The organism is Nocardia thraciensis (assembly GCF_054782435.1).
This window is the reverse complement of record NZ_BAAGSM010000010.1, coordinates 114,851-131,954: the sequence shown is the minus strand read 5'-3', so window position 1 is coordinate 131,954 and position 17,104 is coordinate 114,851. Positions and strand designations below refer to the sequence as shown.

The window sequence follows — 17,104 nt, the reverse complement described above, 5'->3', positions numbered from 1 at the left end:
CCTGAGGACGCGATCCGTCGCCCGGGTCCGGGCGCGGCGGACGGACCACGTCGTCGTCGCGAACCCGCGCGTGCGCGTCGTCCCAGGCCCGACGGTAGAACTCGATATGCGAGACATCATGCGGCGCATGGTCTTTCACCTGCTCCCGCAGAGCGTCCAGGGCGGCGTCGTTGGCGATGCGATCCAGCACCGGCGCCAGTTCGGCGGGAATCGGGCGGTCGGCGAGTCCGGCGTTGCGCCGAACCTGCGCCCGCGCCTCATAGCAGGTCTCGGTGTATTCGCGGGTGCCGACCGGTTCCGGAACGTCGTGTCCCGCGGCCCGCAGCTGCAGCGCCGCGACGATCTCCATCGCGTGCGCGCGCGTCTCCTCGTCCAGCATGCGGTCGACGTAGGCGTCGCGTTCCAGCAGCATCAGGTCCCGCGCGACGCCGCGAACGTCGCGGTCCCGCGCCGTCTCGACGTGAATGGCGTGGTGCACCAGCGCCGCCATGTATTCGGCGTCGGACATCCCGACGTCCAGCACCAGCCGGTTCCGGTACGGCTGATACCCCTGCGCACCCGGGTCCGTGGTGTGCACGATCTCCACCCCGCGCAGCATGCCCGTGGCCCACGCACCCACCGGGGTCTGTGCCAGCGCCTCATCGGTCGCGCGTAGGCGCTGCGCCGCGGCCGTACCCGCCATATCCACCGGGAAGGTGTTCTGCGGCCGGGCGAGCGGATCTGCCGTATCCGCGGCGACATCCAGATGGATGCGCCCGATCCCGTCCACTTGCACGGTGACGTGGTCCACGTGTTCCGGGCCGAGATATTCCACCTCGTCGGCGATCTCTTCGCGCCGCAGCAGTTCGTGGTGCTCGCCGCGGGCGGCGGGAATCACCAGCCGCTCCGGCGGTCCCGGCAGCCACACCGCACGGTCGTCCACGAGTTCGGCGTCCGGGTCCTCCCGCAGCCTCGCCTCGAGCACGTCGCGGACCGCGATGGAGTTCACCGCGTCGTTGGCGAAATACATTCGCGCCCGCCGGTTCTCGAAATCGATGCGCTGATCGACCAGTTCACGCAGCTCGTGCTGGGCGCGGCGAAGCTCGGCGCGGCGCTCGGGCGAGGTCGCCGGATCGCTCAGTTCGGCATCGGCCTCGGCGATCCGCCGCACCACCTCCTGCCGCAGCGCCAGATGATCCTGCGCGGAATCGAGGTCGTGCCGCTCCGCTCGGCTGTCGATCTCCTGGGCGAGCGCGCTCAGCCGGATCCCTTCGGCATGCCGATGCAGCGCCTCGACGCGCAGCCGCTCGGCGACCTCGGGGTCGCGCGGGCGATACGGCCTCCCGTAGCCCGCCTCCGGGCTCGTCGGCGCGCCGTCGGCGCCCGCCTCCGCGTGCGCCTCGTCCCAGATCTCGGCGGCGATCTGCAGGTAGGTCTTACCCTCCAGGTCCGGATAGAACTCGACGATGTTCCGGACGGCGCGCTCCGCCTCGGATTCGGCCTGGGCCCGCACCTGCTCCGGGCTCAGGTCCGGGTCCTCGCTCAGATAGTCGAGGGCTCGCTCGTACCGGTCGCTGTAGGCCACCTCCACGTCGGCGGGCACCGTCCGCGCGTCGTATCCGAGCGCCTTCAGCTCGCGCGCCAGCTTCGCCTCGCGGACAAAGCATTCGACCTCCTCGTCGATCATGGCGTCGACGAACTCATGGCTCGCCATCGACTCGATACGATCGTCCACCAGCGCCGTGCGGCCCGCGAGGAAGTACTCCGCGTGGACGACCTCGTGCGCCAGCGCCAGCGCCTGCGCCAGATGGTCGCGACCGGCGGTGTACACCGTCGCGGTCAGGTCCCCCGCGGTGAACTCGCCGTGCAGCCCTTCCTCGGCAGCCGACTCCAGCCGTTCGCGGATCAGCCCGTTGTCGAGTGTGCGCAATAGTTCGCGGCCGGTGCCGGTCTGCGACAACAGATCTCGCAGCTGCGTGGGCACGGGATCCCAGGCGCGCCCGATCCGCGGCGCCGGATCCTGCGATTCCGACTCCCGGACCGGCACGGGCTCTCGCGGGCGAGAACCGTCGCCGCCGGATGTTCTCGGCTGGCGCACCAGCTCTCGCACCTGATCCGGCACGCCGTCCAGCGAGCGCCCGACGCCCGCCCACCGCGGGGTGCCGAGCGCGTCGACGGCATCGCGGGCCAGCCGGTCGCGCGTCACCTCGTCGACCCGATCGACCGGGCTTCCGGCCGGGTCGAACAGGATGGCCTCCGGGTGGCCGCCGGGCGGCAGCAGCGACAGGTCCTCGTGCTCCGCGCGCAGCGACGGATCTCGCACCACGAACCGGCCGTCGCCCTCGTTCACCAGCAGGTAGGCGTGGCCGCCGACCCCGTGGCGGTCACTCGGCCCGCCGTAGCTGTCCACGATCAGCGCGGCGGCCCCGTCTCCCAGCGCCCGCAACCGATCCACGATCGCCCGATGGTCGGCGAACACGTGCATTCGACCACCGGCGGCCGCCACCAGTTCCTCGCGTGACATGCCCTCGAGGCCGACCGCGCGACCCGGCAGCCGAATGCCGGTGCCGTCCCCGAACATCCGCAACAGCGTGCGCAGCGACAGCTCGCCGCAACGGCCTCGGGTCGGGTCGTCCACGGGCGTCAGGTCCTCGGCGCCGCGGGGCGCGGCGTCGGGCCGGGCGTGTGCCTCGATCTCCGCCAGGCGTTCCAGCACCAGATCGTGCCAGTCCTCGCGGCCGAACCTGGCGAACTCCGGACGCAGCTTCGCCACCCGCTCGCGATAGGCGGCGACATCCGATCGAAGCATGTCGTTGTCGATGAACTCGACCCGGCCGTCCGGACGAACCCGCAGGAACCGCTCGGCGAACCGGCTGACATCGCCGGGCGTGAGGATCCGGTTCTCGAACGCGCCGCGGTGATTGCTCCAGTTCGCCTTGCCGTCCGGGCCCGCCACCAGCCGCTGTCGCTCCGGTCCCGCCACACCGGTCAGGGCGTCGTGCAGGCCGAGACCGGCGAAGCCGAATCCCGGCCGGGACAACTCGATTCGCAGCGCGCCGCTCGGCGGTTCCAGGAACACCGTGGTGTCCTCGACGTGCGCCCGCGGCAACTGCACGCCCAGCGCGCGGCCCAGCGCCGACGACAGCGCCTCGGCCTGCGCGTCGCGAGAGGAGAAGTACGTCTTGCGGACCAGCTCCAGACCGTTCTTGTAGATCACCGATTCCGCACGCGACAGGGCGGGCACGGCGGACCGTTGCGGCAGCGGACGCACCGACCGCGCACCGATCCGCTCCGCGGAGACCACCCGGTCGCCGAACGACTGGATGCCGTGCACGGCGTCCCAGGCCGCGCCGTAGCTGTCGCGATAGGACTCCCCGTGCGGCGCATACGCTTCGATCTCCGGGCGCAGGGCCGCCAGGGCGGCGTCGCTGGCCCGGCGATCCAGCTCCGCGATCGCGTCGGGCGGCACCGGGCGGCCCGCCTGCTCGATCAGGGACTCGCGCGCGGCGACGTAGGCATCGCGGTAGGCGCGCAGGCCGACCGGCTCCGGCACGTCGAATCCGGCCGCCCGGAGCTGAAGCACCGCAACGATTTCCATCGCATGCGCCCGGGTCTCCTCGCCGAGCATCCGATCGATGTAGTGCTCGCGCCGCAGCGTCAGCCGCTCGTGCAGCGCGCCGGGGGTGACCCGACCGCGAGCCAGCTCGACGTGAATGGCGTGGTGTACCAGGTCGGCCATGTGCTGGCCGTCGGACTTCCCGACGTCGAGCACCACCCGGTTGAGCGACGGCTTGAATCCCTCGTCCCCCGGCTCGGCGGTGTGCACGATCTCGACGTCCCGCAGCACCCGCAGCGCCCACTTGCCGACCTCGGTGTGCGCCAGTCCGGCCCGGACGGCGCCCAGCCGCTGCCGAGTCGCGGCGCCGACGAGATCCGAGGGCGACAGGTGCGGGGGCGCCGCCGAATTCCGCGGGCGCGGCTCGGCCCACATGGTGACCCGGCCCTGGTTGTCGACCCGGACGGCCCGGAACTCGACCTCATCGGCGGCGGGTGTCAGCTCCGCGATCCGCCGATCCGTCAGCGCCGCCCGCTGCTCGATCGGCGCGGCCAGCACGATCAGCTTCCGGACCGGCCCCGCCGTCAGGAGCGCGTTTCCGGAAACGCGCTGTGCGCCAGGGTTTTCCCGCAGCAGGCGGTCGGTCAGGTCGGTCACGGCGATGTCGTGCATCGCCTTCACCCGATCCCAGCGGGCGCGGACCTCGTACGCGTCGTAGGCGTCGGCCAGATCCGACAGTTCGCGCAGCCGGTGCTGCTCGCGCCGCAGGTCGGGAAGGCGATCCGCACCGGCGCCCGGAAGCTCCGCGTCCAGACGGGACAGCTCGCGCAGCAGCTGGGCACGCAGTTCGGCCGTGGTCCCCCAGGTGAGGCCGCGTTCCCTCGACCGCGCCCACAGCCGCTCCCCCAGCGCCTGTACGTGCGCCGTGTCGTGCTGCTGATGTAGCGCCGTCTTGCGCAGCGCGTGCCAGGCATCGTGCGACAACGCCTCGTACCGTGGCGGCGGCGCGGCCGGAGCCTGCGGCGCGGGCTGCTGCTTGGCCGCCTGGGCATCGGCCTCGGCCCGCATCGCGTCCCAGCCCTCGCCGTAATACTTGCCGTAGGAGCCGCCGTTCACCCACTTGGAGGTGCGGACCTGCAGATTCGCCGCGTCCAGCGCCGACTGCCGCGCCAGCGCGGGCGCCTGGTCCCCGGCGGTCCTGCCGAACAGTTCGAGCGCCTGCCGGTACGCGTCGCGGTAGACCTGCTCGGTCTCCCGCAGCGGGATGCGATAGCCGCGGGCACGCAGTTCGTCGGCCAGTTCCGCCCCGCGCAGGATGGCGTCGGTCTCCTCGGCGATCCGGGCGCGGACGTACTCCTCGCGCGTCATCGACAGCGGATCGGCGATATTGCGGCCCGCGGCGAAATATTCCGCGTGCACGATCTCGTGCACCATCGTCACGGCCTGCTGCAGGTGCTCGCGCCCGGACGTGTAGACGGTGACTTCCCGCAGGCCGGGATGGAATTCGCCGCCGCGGGTACCGTCCTGCGGGATCGCCGCGAAGTGCTCCCGCACCGGTAGCCGCTCCAGTGATGCGAGCGCTCTTCGCCCGGTCTCGGTGCTGCGCAACAGCTCTCGGACCTGGTCCGGCACGGCGTCCAGGACGCGGCCGACGCCCTCCCATTCGGGGTGCCCGAGCCGTCGGTTCGCCTCGCGTCGCATCCGGTCGCGCGTGGCGTCGTCCACCCGGTCGATCGGACGGCCGTCGCGATCGAACACGATCGCCTCCGTGCTGCGCACCCCGCGCGAGGGCGGGAACACGCGCGTGGGCTCGATCCCGGCCGCCGGATCGCGCAGCACGATCCGGTCCCCCTCGTTCACCATCAGATAGGCGTGGCCGCCCACGCCGTGCCGGTCCAGCGGGCCGTGGTACATGTCCACCACCAGCGCGGCGGCGCCATCGCCCAACTGGCGCAACCGATCCGCGACGGCGCCGGGATCGGCGAATCCGTGCAGCCTGCCACCGGCGCCCGCCTCCAGCTCGCCCCGGTCCATGCCCTCGAAGCCGATCAGGCGCTCCGGCAACCGGATACCCGACCGCTCGCCGAACCGGCGCAGCAGCTCGCCCAGCGACAGTTCGCCACAGCGGCCGCGAACATCGTCGTCGCGCCGGGGCGGATCGTGACGCACGCCAGGCTCGATCGGTGGCCGCGGCCCGAGGAGCAGCGCGCCGTCGACGGCCACCGGCTCGACGGGTCTGCGGCCGGCGAGTTCCGGCGCCCCCCGTGCCGCCTCCCACGCCGCATCCCGCGCCCAGCCGGGGTGTACCGCAGCGGATTCCGGCAGCGCCACGCGGTTCGTTCCGTGCGCTTCCCGGAATACCAAGGGCGGCAGGGCCGTTCCGGGACCCTGCCCTGCGGTGCTTCGGCGTCCGATCGGCCGCGTCGGCAGATCCTCGATGTCGCCGCTCGAGGGCCGCAGCCTCCTGGTCGGCCGATCCTCCGGTCCGCCATCGGATTCCGGGCCACGCGGCGCCGAACCGTCCGGCCGCGGCGCCGGTCCCCGGCGCAGCACCGGCCCGGTCGGCGTGTCCTCCTCGAACGGGTCGAGCCGCCGCACCCCGCGGGCCTCGTCCGAGGCGAGGGCGTACTCGTCGCGGTAGCCGCCGCCCGGCGGCCGATGGGCGTCGACCGCACGCTCCAGGGCGGCCAGCGCGGCGGCGGTCGCACGACGTTCGAGATCCGCCCGCTCCCGGACCGGCGCCTCGCGCATGCTGTGATAGCCCCGGTCGGCTACCTCGCGCGCCAGCGCGCTGTGCAACGCCTCGGTGTAGACACGTGCGCCGACCGGCTCCGGCACATCGCACCCGGCGTCCCGAAGTTGTTTCGCCGCAATGATTTCCATAGCATGCGCGCGCGTCTCCTCGGCGAGCGCCCGATCGGCGAGGTCGGTGGGCCCGAGGCGGGACTGCGCCAGCGGCGACAACCGCTCCATCCGGCCGAACGGCGTCTCCCGGCCCCGTGCCACCTGCGCGTGGATCGCGTGATGCACCAGCGCGGCCAAGTGCTCGCCGTCGGACATGCCGACATCGAGCACCAGCCGATTGCGGCCCGGCAGATACCCCTGTTCGGCGGGCTCGGCCGTGTGCACGATGTCGACGTCGCCCAAGGCCCGCAGCGCCCATGCCCCCACCGCGGTACGCGCCAGGTCGGCACGAATTCCGGCCAGCCGTTCGGTAGTCGCCTTCCCCACCGCGTCCAGCGGCGCCACAGGCGGCGTGCGCTCGGGCGGCGCCTGCGGCTGATCGATCCGCGTCAGGGCGACGTTGCCGCGGCCGTCCACCTCGAGCAGCTGGTGTTCGATACGGTCGGCGCCCAGACGTGCGGCTTGCTCGGCGACGCGCGGGTGCTCCAGGGCCCGCTGATGCTCGCCCCGCGGCGCCACCACGATCAATTTCTCGGGCGGACCGGGCACCCTGACCACGTGGCCGGAGAGACGTTCGGCCTCGGGGTTCACCCGCGCGATCGTCTCCACCTGGTCGCGAACGGCCAACTCGTGCAACGCTTTCGCGCTGCCCTCCGCCCCGGCGAGCAGGTTGTTCCGCCGATCGGCGAGGTCCAGCAGTTCGCGCAGCCGGTGTTGTTCGCGACGCAGTTCGGCGGCCTCGTGTGCGGACCGGGACGGATCGGCCAGCCGCGCTTGCGATGCCTCGAGCCGCGACAGCAGCCGATCGCGGATCTCGAAGACGTCGCCCGAGCTCACCCCCCGACGGACCAGCTCGGCCGCCACCTCCCGCGATCGCAGCACGGCGTGGGCGTGGTGCAGGGCGTTCTCGCGCAGCCGCTGCGCCACCTCCGGCGTCAGCAGCTGGTGCACCGCAACCGGCTGGCCGTCGTCGCGCACCGCCGCCCACCGGGTGCGGTAGTAATCGCCGTAGTAGGACTCCTCGACCGCGACGCGGGCCGCCGCCACCCCGGCCGCGTGGGCCCGCGCGTGCGTCGCCGCGTCCGGGGGCTCACCGTGGTCTCCGAGCGCCCGCGCGTACGCCTGGTCGTAGGCCCGCTCGGCGGGCTCGGGATCGACCCGGTACCCGGCGGCGCGCAGTTCTCGGGAGAACTCCATCTGGTGCAGGAAGCAGTCGGTCTCCTCGGCGACCATGGCGCGCACGTAGTCCTCGCGCGCCATGAACTTCTCCCACCCGTAGGCGGATTCGCCCTCGAGGAAGCGGCGGCCGTGCAGCAGTTCGTGCACGATCGTCAGTGCCTGGCGCACGTGGCTGTTGCCGGACCGGAACACGACGACGGTGTGGGCGCGGTCGTCGAAGTGACCGGCGTGGCCGAGCGGATTCTCCTGCTGGAACTGCTCTCGCACCGGCAGTCGTTCCAATGCGGCGAGGGTCCGCTGCCCGATCCCGGTCTGCCGCAGGATCTCTCGCACCTGATCGGGCATGCTCTCCGCGGGCCCGGCGGACCGCAGGCCCAACTTCGGAGCTCCCGGCGAACGCTGTTCTCCCGCAACGGGGTTCGCCTCGTGCCGTGGGGTCTCCGGTCGTGCGCCGTCCGGAACGTTCGCCTCGTCCCACGCCCGGCCGTAGATCTCCCGATACGTCTCACCGTGTGGCGCATACCGTTCCAGCTCGGGGCCGAAGGCATCGATCCCGGCCCGGAAACCGATGTCCTCCAGTTCGGCAGGGTCGGTGACGCCTTGTTCCCGGGCCCGGTCGACGGCGGCATCGTAGGCATCGAGGAAGGTGCGTTCTCCCACCAGTGGCGGCAGCTCGAATCCTGCCCGGGTGCGCAGCTTCTCGGCCGCGAAGATCTCCCAGGCGTGTGCCCAGGCCTCCTCGGCCAGCATCAAGTCCACGTAGTCCGACCGCAGCTGCGTCATGCGCTCGTGCACGGCGCCGGGGGTCGCCCGGTACTCGGCCATCTCGACGTGGATGGCGTGATGCACCAGCGCGGCGGCGATCTCGCCCTCCGACAGGCCCGCGTCCAGCACGAGCCGCCGCGGCGAGGGCTGGTAGCCGTGGTCGCCGTCGAGCGTGTGCAGCACCCGCACGCCGTGCTCGTCCAGCATCCGGTAGACCCAGGCGCCGATGTCCAACGGCTCCAGCCGTTCCCGGATCGCCGCCAGCTGCCGTTCGTCGGCGGACCTGGCGAAGTGGCGCGGCTCGACCAGGGTATGCGGCTGCACGGGCTCGTCCGGTGTCGGAAGGACCTGGGTATCGATCCGCCCGTTCCGGTCGACCTCGACATTCACGTATTCGATCCGATCCGGCCCGACCCGCCGCACGATCTCCGCGATCCGCGAGTCGGCCAGCACGTCCGCGTGGCCGCCCGGTTTCGCCGGGATGATCAGCCGTTCCGGTTGGCCGGGCACCAGCACGGCGAGGTCCGCGACCGAGCGCGCGTTCGGGAATTGCCGTGTGCGAGCGGCGAGCACGTCGGTCACCGCGCGCCGGTGCGCCGCGTCCTTGCGCTCGTCGATCTCCGCGTGGATGTTCTCCCGGATGTCGGCCAGGTCGCCCACGTCGTACAGCCGCCGCCGCACCCGCCGCAGATCCGCCCGGCGCGCCGGATCGGCGGCGGGGTCGGACAGCTTGTCCCGCACCGCATCCAGCTCCCGCTCGACCTGCCGCAGCAGATCCGCGTGGTCGGCGTCGGCGTCCAGGCGTCCGGTCGCCGCGTGATCGTTGTGGGTGTCGACGAGGGCCTCGAGCCGATCCGAGATCTCCCAGGCCCGTTTGACTTCCAGCTGCCAGTGCAGCACGTCGAGATGCACCGCACGGGCGATCTCGGGATCCACCGGGACATGCCCTGGATCCGGCTTCGACAGCACACCACCGGGATTGGCCTCGTCCCAGAATCGGCCGTAGGTGTCGCGGTAGGTGCCGTCGTGCCATTGGTAGTGCTCGAGGTGCTCCCGCGCGGCCCGCAGCGCGATAGCGTCCGCCCGCTGCCGGGCCTCGGCCTGGGACAGCGCGGGATCGGCGCTGAGGCGGACGAATTCGATGCCGTACCGCTCGTTGTATTTCGCCTCCAGCGCGTTGGCCTCCACCACGTACCGGCCCGCATAGCCGTCGAGGGCCCGAAGCTCCTGGGCGAAGCGCATTTCCCGCTGGAAACACGCGAACTCCTCATCGATTCCGGCGCGGATGTAATCCTCGCGCGGCATGGTCGCGGGGTCCGGGGAACGGCCGTCGACGAAATGTGCGGCGTGAATCAGCTCGTGCACCAGGGTCAGTGCCTGCCGCACGTGATTGTGGCCGGAGGTGAAGACGACCGCGGCGTGCTCGTCCGGACGGAACTGGCCCTCGAGATACTCGCCGTGGCTCGCTGGTTCGAACAACTCCCGCACCGGCATCAGCTCCGACAGCGCGAGTATCTCGCGGCCGGTCCTGGTCTGCCGCAGCAACTCCCGCACCTGCTCGGGCGCCGAGTCCAGCGAGCGGCCCACGCCTACCCGCTCCGGACTGTCGAGGTCGCGCATCGCCTGCTGCGCCAACCGCTCCCGCGTCGCCGCGTCCACTCGATCGACCGGAGAGCCGTTGCGGTCGAACAGGATTGCCTCTGTGCTGCCGACGCGCGCCGGGAGTCCGGACAGCTCGTCGCGGCCGGAGCCCGCCGCCGGATCCCGCACGACGATCCGGCCGCCCTCGTTCACCAGCAGATACGCGTGACCGCCGACGCCGTATCGATCGGTCGCGCCGTGGTACATGTCGACCACCAGCGCCGCCGCCCCGTCCCCGAGCCCGCGCAATCGATGCGCGATCGCCTCGTGATCGGCGAACCCGTGCATGCGGCCGCCCGCGGCCGCCTCCAACTCGCCCCGGTCCATGCCCTCGAATCCGACGAGGCGCTCGGGCAGCCGAATGCCCGACCGCTCGCCGAACATCCGCAGCAATTCACGCAGCGACAGCTCACCGCAGCGCCCGCGCGTTTCCGGGTGGTCCGCGATCGGCCGGTAGCCCCGCCCCGGTGCGGAACGATCCACGGGCGCAGCGCCCGGCCGGAGATCGGATTCGTTGCCGGAGTGCCGGATACCCGCATTCGGCCGAACGCCTGAATCCGCTTCCCCGGCAAGGGATCCGGCCCGGCTCGCGGATTCCTGCGAGCCGTCCCGGAGCAGTTCGCCCACCGCGATCCGGCCGGTGGCTTCCGGTACGCCCCGCACACCGCGCCACGCCGGGTCCTCATACGAACCACGAAGCACCGCAGGCATGTTCGGCCCGGCCGGTCCGTTGCCGAACGAGTGCTCGCGGGGCGGTGCGAACGGCGCCGGTCCACGGTCGGGCGGCCGGGGAGCCGGTCCGCTCCGGCCCAGTTCGCTCGGCGGCCGGGAGCCGTCCCCGTGGGACGGCCGCCCGCGGCGCGGACGGCCCGACGGCTGCCGTCCCGGAGCCTCGTCCGGAGCGGGGCGCGAGACCGCATCGTCGGGTCGAGCGTGCGCTTCTATCCGGGCCAGTCGGTCCAGGACGAGGTCGTGCCAGCGCGCCCGCCCCAGTTCCTCGAATTCCGGGCGCAGCCGCCGCAACTGGTCGCGCACCCACGCGACCTCGGACCGGGACAGCCCGTGGTCGATGAAATCGACGCCGCCGTCGGGGCGGGCCCGCAGGAACCGAGCCGCGTACCGGCTGACCGTCTCGGGCGTGAGCGTCTGGGCCTCGAACGCGCGGTGATGATTACTCCAACCGGCACGACCGCCGGGTTCGGCGACGACTCGATGTTCGCCGGCCGCCGGGATGCCGAGCAGGGCATCGTGCAGGCCGAGGCCGACGGAGCCGAAACGACCGCGCGCCAGCTCGTTCGACAGCGCGTCGCCCGCCTTCTCCATGTACACCGCGCTGCCGTCGGCGGCGACGCGCGGCAGCGGCAGGCCGAAGGCCCGGCCCAACAGCGAGGACAGCGCCTCGGCCTGCGCGTAGCGGGGATTGAGCAGAGTCTTGCGGACGAACTGTGTGCCGTCCTCGAAAGTGACCAGCTCGACCCTCCGGACGCCCGGGACCGCCGGGCGCCCGCCCAGCACCTCGACCGAGCGCACACCGAGCGCCTCGATCGCCCGGACCTCCGCCAGGAACGGCAGCTTCCCGTGCGCGGCGTCCCAGGCCCTGCCGTACACCTCGCGATACGACTCGCCGCGGGGCGCATGCCCTTCCACCTCCGGGCGCAGCGCCGCGAGTCCGGCGTCGTTGGCCGTCCGGTCGAGGACGGGCGCCAGCCGCGGCGGGATCGGCCGCCCCGCGAGACCCATGTTGTCGATCATTTCCGCGCGCGTCCGGTAGTACGCCTCGGTATAGGCACGGATGCCCACCGGCTCGGCGACATCGTGTCCCGACGCCCGAAGCTGCAGTGCCGCTTGGATTTCCATGGCGTGGGCGCGAGTCTCCTCGCCGACCATGCGATCGATGTAGGAGTCCCGGGGCAGGTCGTGCAGATCGCGCAGGGCATCGATGGTGTCGCGCCCCTTCGCCACCTCGGCATGGATCGCGTGGTGCACGAACTCGATCATGTGCTGGCGGTCGGGCAGCCCGGCATCGAGCACGAGCCGGTTGCGCACGGGCTGGTAACCGGCCTCGGCCGGATCCGCGGTGTACACGATCTCTACGTCGCGAAGAATGCGCAGCGCCCACTCGCCCACCGCGGTGTCGCCGAGTTCGGACCGGACGAACTCGGCGCGCTGTCGCGACGCCGACCCCGCGAGATCCAGCGGCGACAATTCCGGCGGCGCGGACGGTTCCTCGAGACGTGCCGGGGTCCACAGCCGGAGGTCGCCGTTCTCGAGCACCCGCACCGCGCGGTATTCGACCTCGGCGTCGCCGCGGGCCCGCACTACCCGGGGATCGGCCGCGGCGGCCCGGTGCCCGCCCTCGGCGGCCACCACCACCAGCCGGTCGGGGGAACCGGGAAGCAGCACCACGTGATCGGAAATACGCCGCGCCCCAGGCGTTTCCCGCACCATCCGGTCGACGACATCGGCGGCGACGAGATCGTGCATCGCCCGCATCCGATCCCACCGGGCGCGGGCGTCGAGCCGGTCCCGCGCGTCGGCCATATCCGACAGCTCGCGCAGCCGATGCTGCTCGCGCCGCACCTCCGTCGCCCGGTCGGGCACCGCCGTCGCCGACTCCGATTCCAGCGCGGCGAGACGCCGGAGCACGTGATCCCTGATCACCGGCGTCTCGCCGGACGGGATGCCGCGTTCCGCCGCCAGCCGCGCCAAGCGCCGGTCCAGGTCGCTCGCCCGGACCAAATCGTGGTCCCGGTGCAGTCGAACGTCCCGAATCCTTTGGGCGGCTTCGGTTGTCGGCTCGTATCGATGCGGATGCGCGGCGAGGTCGGGAGGCGCCGGGTGCCGAGCGGCGTGTGCCTTCAGCTCGTCCCACCCCTCGCTGTAGAACTTGCCGTAGTAGCCGCCGTCGCGCCACCGGTAGGACTTGGTGTTCTGCTCGGCCGACCGCAGCGCGGATTCGTGGGCCTGCTCGTGTATCTGCTCCGGCGTGAGCCCGGACTCGGCGCGGCGCTCCACCGCCTTCCGATAGGCCGCCTCGTAGGCCAGCTCCGTCGAGTGGCGGCGGATGTCGAACCCGAGGTCACGCAGTTCCTGCCCCAGTTCCCCCTGCCGCAGGATGCAGGCGGTCTCCTCGACGACCATGGCCCGCACGTAATCTCGACGCGACATCGAGAGCGGATCGGCGACGCCGCGACCCTGGGTGAAGAACTCGGCGTGCACGAGTTCGTGGAGAAGGGCCGAGGCCTGCCGGACGTGGTCACGCTCAGCGGTGAACACCGTGGCGACATGCTCGTCCGCGATGAACTCGCCCGCGTGCACCCCTTCCCTGGCCAGCAGCGCGAACCGATCGTGCACCGGCATCCGCTCGAGTCGCGCCAGCGCGTCTCGCCCGGTTCTGGTCTGCCGCAACAACTCCCGGACCTGATCGGGCACCGTGTCCAGGGCTCGCCCGATCCGCCCGGCGGCCCGGGGATCGAACTCCTGCTGCGCCAGGTAGCGCCGCGCCGCCTCGTCCACCGGCTCCGTCGCGCGGCCGCGACCGTCGAACATGATCGCCCGCGGCTTGCCGTCGGTCTCCGGCGGGACGCGCACGGCGCCCGGTTCCGTGGGAACGGTGACGTCCCGGACCACGATACGGCCGCCCTCGTTCACCATGAGGTACGCGTGTGCGCCGATTCCGGTCTTCTTGTCAGACATGGTGTAGGTGTCGACCACCAGTGCCGACGATCTGTCACCCAGCTGGCGCAACTGGTTGGCGATGGCCGTGTGATCGACGTGCGTGGTCAGCTTGCCACCGGCAGCCGCGACGAGTTCGGCCTCGCTCATGCCCCGCTCGTCGATCACCCGGCCCGGCATCCGGATGTCGGTGTCCTGGCCCGGCAGCCGGATCAGCTCGCCGTTCTCGTCGATCACCATTCGTGCGGGCGACTCGGAATCGTCTGCGCCGCTGTACATCCGGATCAGTTCGCCCAGCGCGCCCACACCGCAGCGCCCACCCGTGTCGTCACCGAGTGGGCGGAAGGTCTGCGGTACCGGCTCGCCGAGGGATTCCAGCAGCTCCCTGCCGCGCTCGGTGGCCGCCAGGAATTCCCGCGCCCGCGCGCTCTGTTCCGAATCGCCCAGGGCTTCGAGGATTTCGCGGCCCAGCTGGGTCTGCGACAGCACCGCCCGCGTCCGCTCCGAGTTCAGGTCGAATCTGAGCCCGCCCTCGCGGGCCGCGGCCGCCGATTCGGCGCCGTCGCGCATCATCCAGGTGCGGGCGCGGTTGCTGATCGGGTCGACCGCGCGGCCGTTGTGGTCGAAGACGATCGCCTGGCTGCGGGCCAGTTCCCGGGTCAGGCGCGGCGGGAACCCGTGCTCGGCCGCGCGGGCCAGGTCGTGGACGACTATCCGGTCGCCCTCGCGCACCAGGAGATACGCGTGGGCGCCCACCCCGTGTTTATCGGTGGGGCCCCGGTACGTATCGACCACCAGCGCCGTGGCGCCGTCCTTCATCGAACGCAGCAGGCTCGCGATCTCGGCGTGCCCGCCCGCGAAGTTGCGCAGCCTGCCGCCGGCGGCCGCGACGAGTTCGCGGGTGCTCATCCCCTCGGCGCCGATCTCGCGCTCGGGCAGACGGAAGGGGCGGCCCGGGAACCGGTCCATCAGCGCGCGCAGCGACAGCAGGCCGCAGCGGCCCTGGTTGTCGTCGCCGCGCGGGGCGGAACTCTCGCCGCCGGGAAGGGCACGCGGCCGGGCGGCACCGTCGCCCGCGGCCGAGGGTCTCGTATGGACGGACGGATCCGGGTGGACGACGGGGGCAAGCAGCACACCACCGGGCTCGCGGTTGCGATCTACCGAATCATCATCGGCACGAACGGGTTTCGGTTCTTCCGTCGCAACAGATTCGTCTCGCTGCGGCGCACGCTGCTGCCCCGCCGAGTTGCCCTGCCCGCCTGTGCGATCCTCTCCCTCCGACCGCTGCTCGCCATCCACGCCGCGGGTGGGCCGCACCCGCGACTCCTCCACGGCCTGCGCGCTGCGGTCGGGCCGCGCCTCCGCTCGGTCGGGTACTCCCGCGCCGCGATCCTTCGCTGCGGCCGGGTCTCGGGACGCGTCATGTTCGCCGCGAAGCGGGGCACTCTCGTTTCCGTCCGGGCGTGCGTGTATCGGCTCGCCCACTCGATCGGCCGTGCGGCTCGAGGCGCGCGGCGCTTGTTCGCCACTCGACTCAGCCCGCACCCGCGCCGCCGCATCAGGCTGTGCACGACCGGTATTCGACTCAGCCACACCGGCTCGCGACGACATCGGAGACCGGTCCGAGGCCCTCGCGTCCGGCGCACCGGCCTGGGGGCGAGGATGTTCGGCGCCGGGGCGCGCATCGCCAGCACGGGACGAGGACTCACCACCGGACCGGCCGGCGTCGCCGCTGCCCGGGGCATCCGATCGCATCGGCGAGGAGCCGCCGGAATCCGGTCGCGCCGTGGACATTCCGGAATCCGCGCGCGCGGGCGTGACGCCGGGGTCGGACCGCACCGGAGTCGCGCCGTGGTCCGCGACCGGAGCGTGCATCGCGGCACCGCGGTCGGCGCCGTTCGCGCCCGCGGTATCGGATCCGACAGGTGATCGACCGGGATCCGATGCGGCACTGTCGCTCCCGGCATGAGACCGGCCGGAATCCTCCGCACCGGTGTGCGGTCGATTCGAATCCGTCGGGCCGCCATGGCCCCCGGTGTGCGACGGAGTCGTATCCGATGGATCACCGCCCGGATGCGTTCGGCCACCATCGACAGGTGCGTGGTCGACATCGGCGGCGGCCGGTCGCGGCGATCCGTGTTCGCCTGCGCCGGAAGGACTTTCCGACCGAGACGAACCACTGTCACCCTCGCCCGGAGGGACCTCCGTGCGCACCGACGAGCCGTCGGATCCCGAGGGGCGCGCCGAGGCGCCGGAACCGTCCTGGGAGCCCGGCAGGCCCGCCCGGGGCGCCGCGCCGTCGGAACCGCCCAGCCCGGTGGGCCCGTGTGCACCGGCGGACCCGTAGCCCGCACCCTCGCCGCCCACCCGGGGGGCGTTGGAGTAGACACCCGCGTCCTGCCCCATCCCCCAGTGCTCCGACATCGCGTAGTGCCGCGTGATCGAGCCCTTGAACATGCCGGAGATCGATCCGCTGGCGACGCCGCCGGTCAGCATGCGCGGATCGAAGTTCTGCACACCCTTTTCGAGGTTGTTCCAGGCCTTGCCCCAGTCACCGCCGCTGCGGTACATGTCGATGCCGAACTGCGTGCCCAGTCCGGCGACCCACCCGGCGCTGCCACCCATCAGCCCGCCCGCCTTGGCGGCGATGACGTCCTTCAAGAACGGGCTCATCGCGTTGTTCGCGAGCCTGCCGCCGATCGCCTCGCCGAACTTGCCGCCCGCGCCGCCGCCGATTCCGGACGACACCGTGGTCACCAGGAACCGATCCATATCGAATCCGTGCTTGCGATGCCCCTGGGCGATCTGAACGGCCTGGATCACGGCGTCCTGTCCCGCCCCGATGAGGGTGTTGATCATGACATGCCGCAGCACGAACCGGAGCACGACATTCGAGATCTTGGTGGCGACCCATTCCGAAATCCGCACGCGCACACGAGAAATGAACATGCGAATGGCGAGGCGGGTGCCGACGATCGCCGCCGCCTCCGCGGCCGGGGCGGTCGGCGGAAACAACCAGCACGCGGCGATCTCGACCGCCAGCAGACCCAGCGACGAAATCACCATCCACTGACCGGATTCGATCTCGTCACCCGTGCTGTCGGCGCCCTCGGCGATATTGGCGAAGTCGTGCGCCAGCCTGGCTACGGATCCGTTCTCCGGATCGTCGAGCGCCTTTCCGTTCCCGTCGCGCAACGAATCGAATGCCGCGGCGATCTGTTCCCGGGCCTTCCCTTCCGGGTACGCGTCGAGCGCGGCCTTCTTGGCCGCGTCGATATCCTTCTCGATCTCCTCGAGTTCCCTGGCCGCGTTACGCCAGAGCTGCGCGAGCGCACGCATCTTGTCCGGATCGCCATTGGGCCATTCCGACCCAGCGACCCAGCCGAGGGCGCTCATCAACTCCAT

At 71.9% G+C, this 17,104-nt stretch carries 1 protein-coding gene (only partly in view); it reads right to left on the bottom strand.

Going from position 1 to position 17,104, the window contains the following annotated elements; genetic code table 11:
* Positions 1–17,104 carry the 5' portion of a WXG100-like domain-containing protein gene (locus tag ACYVLQ_RS03780; RefSeq protein ID WP_460695950.1) on the bottom strand. It extends 13,397 nt beyond the left edge of the window, so only the first 17,104 of its 30,501 coding nucleotides appear in the window; its start codon is at positions 17,102–17,104; its stop codon lies beyond the left edge, outside the window.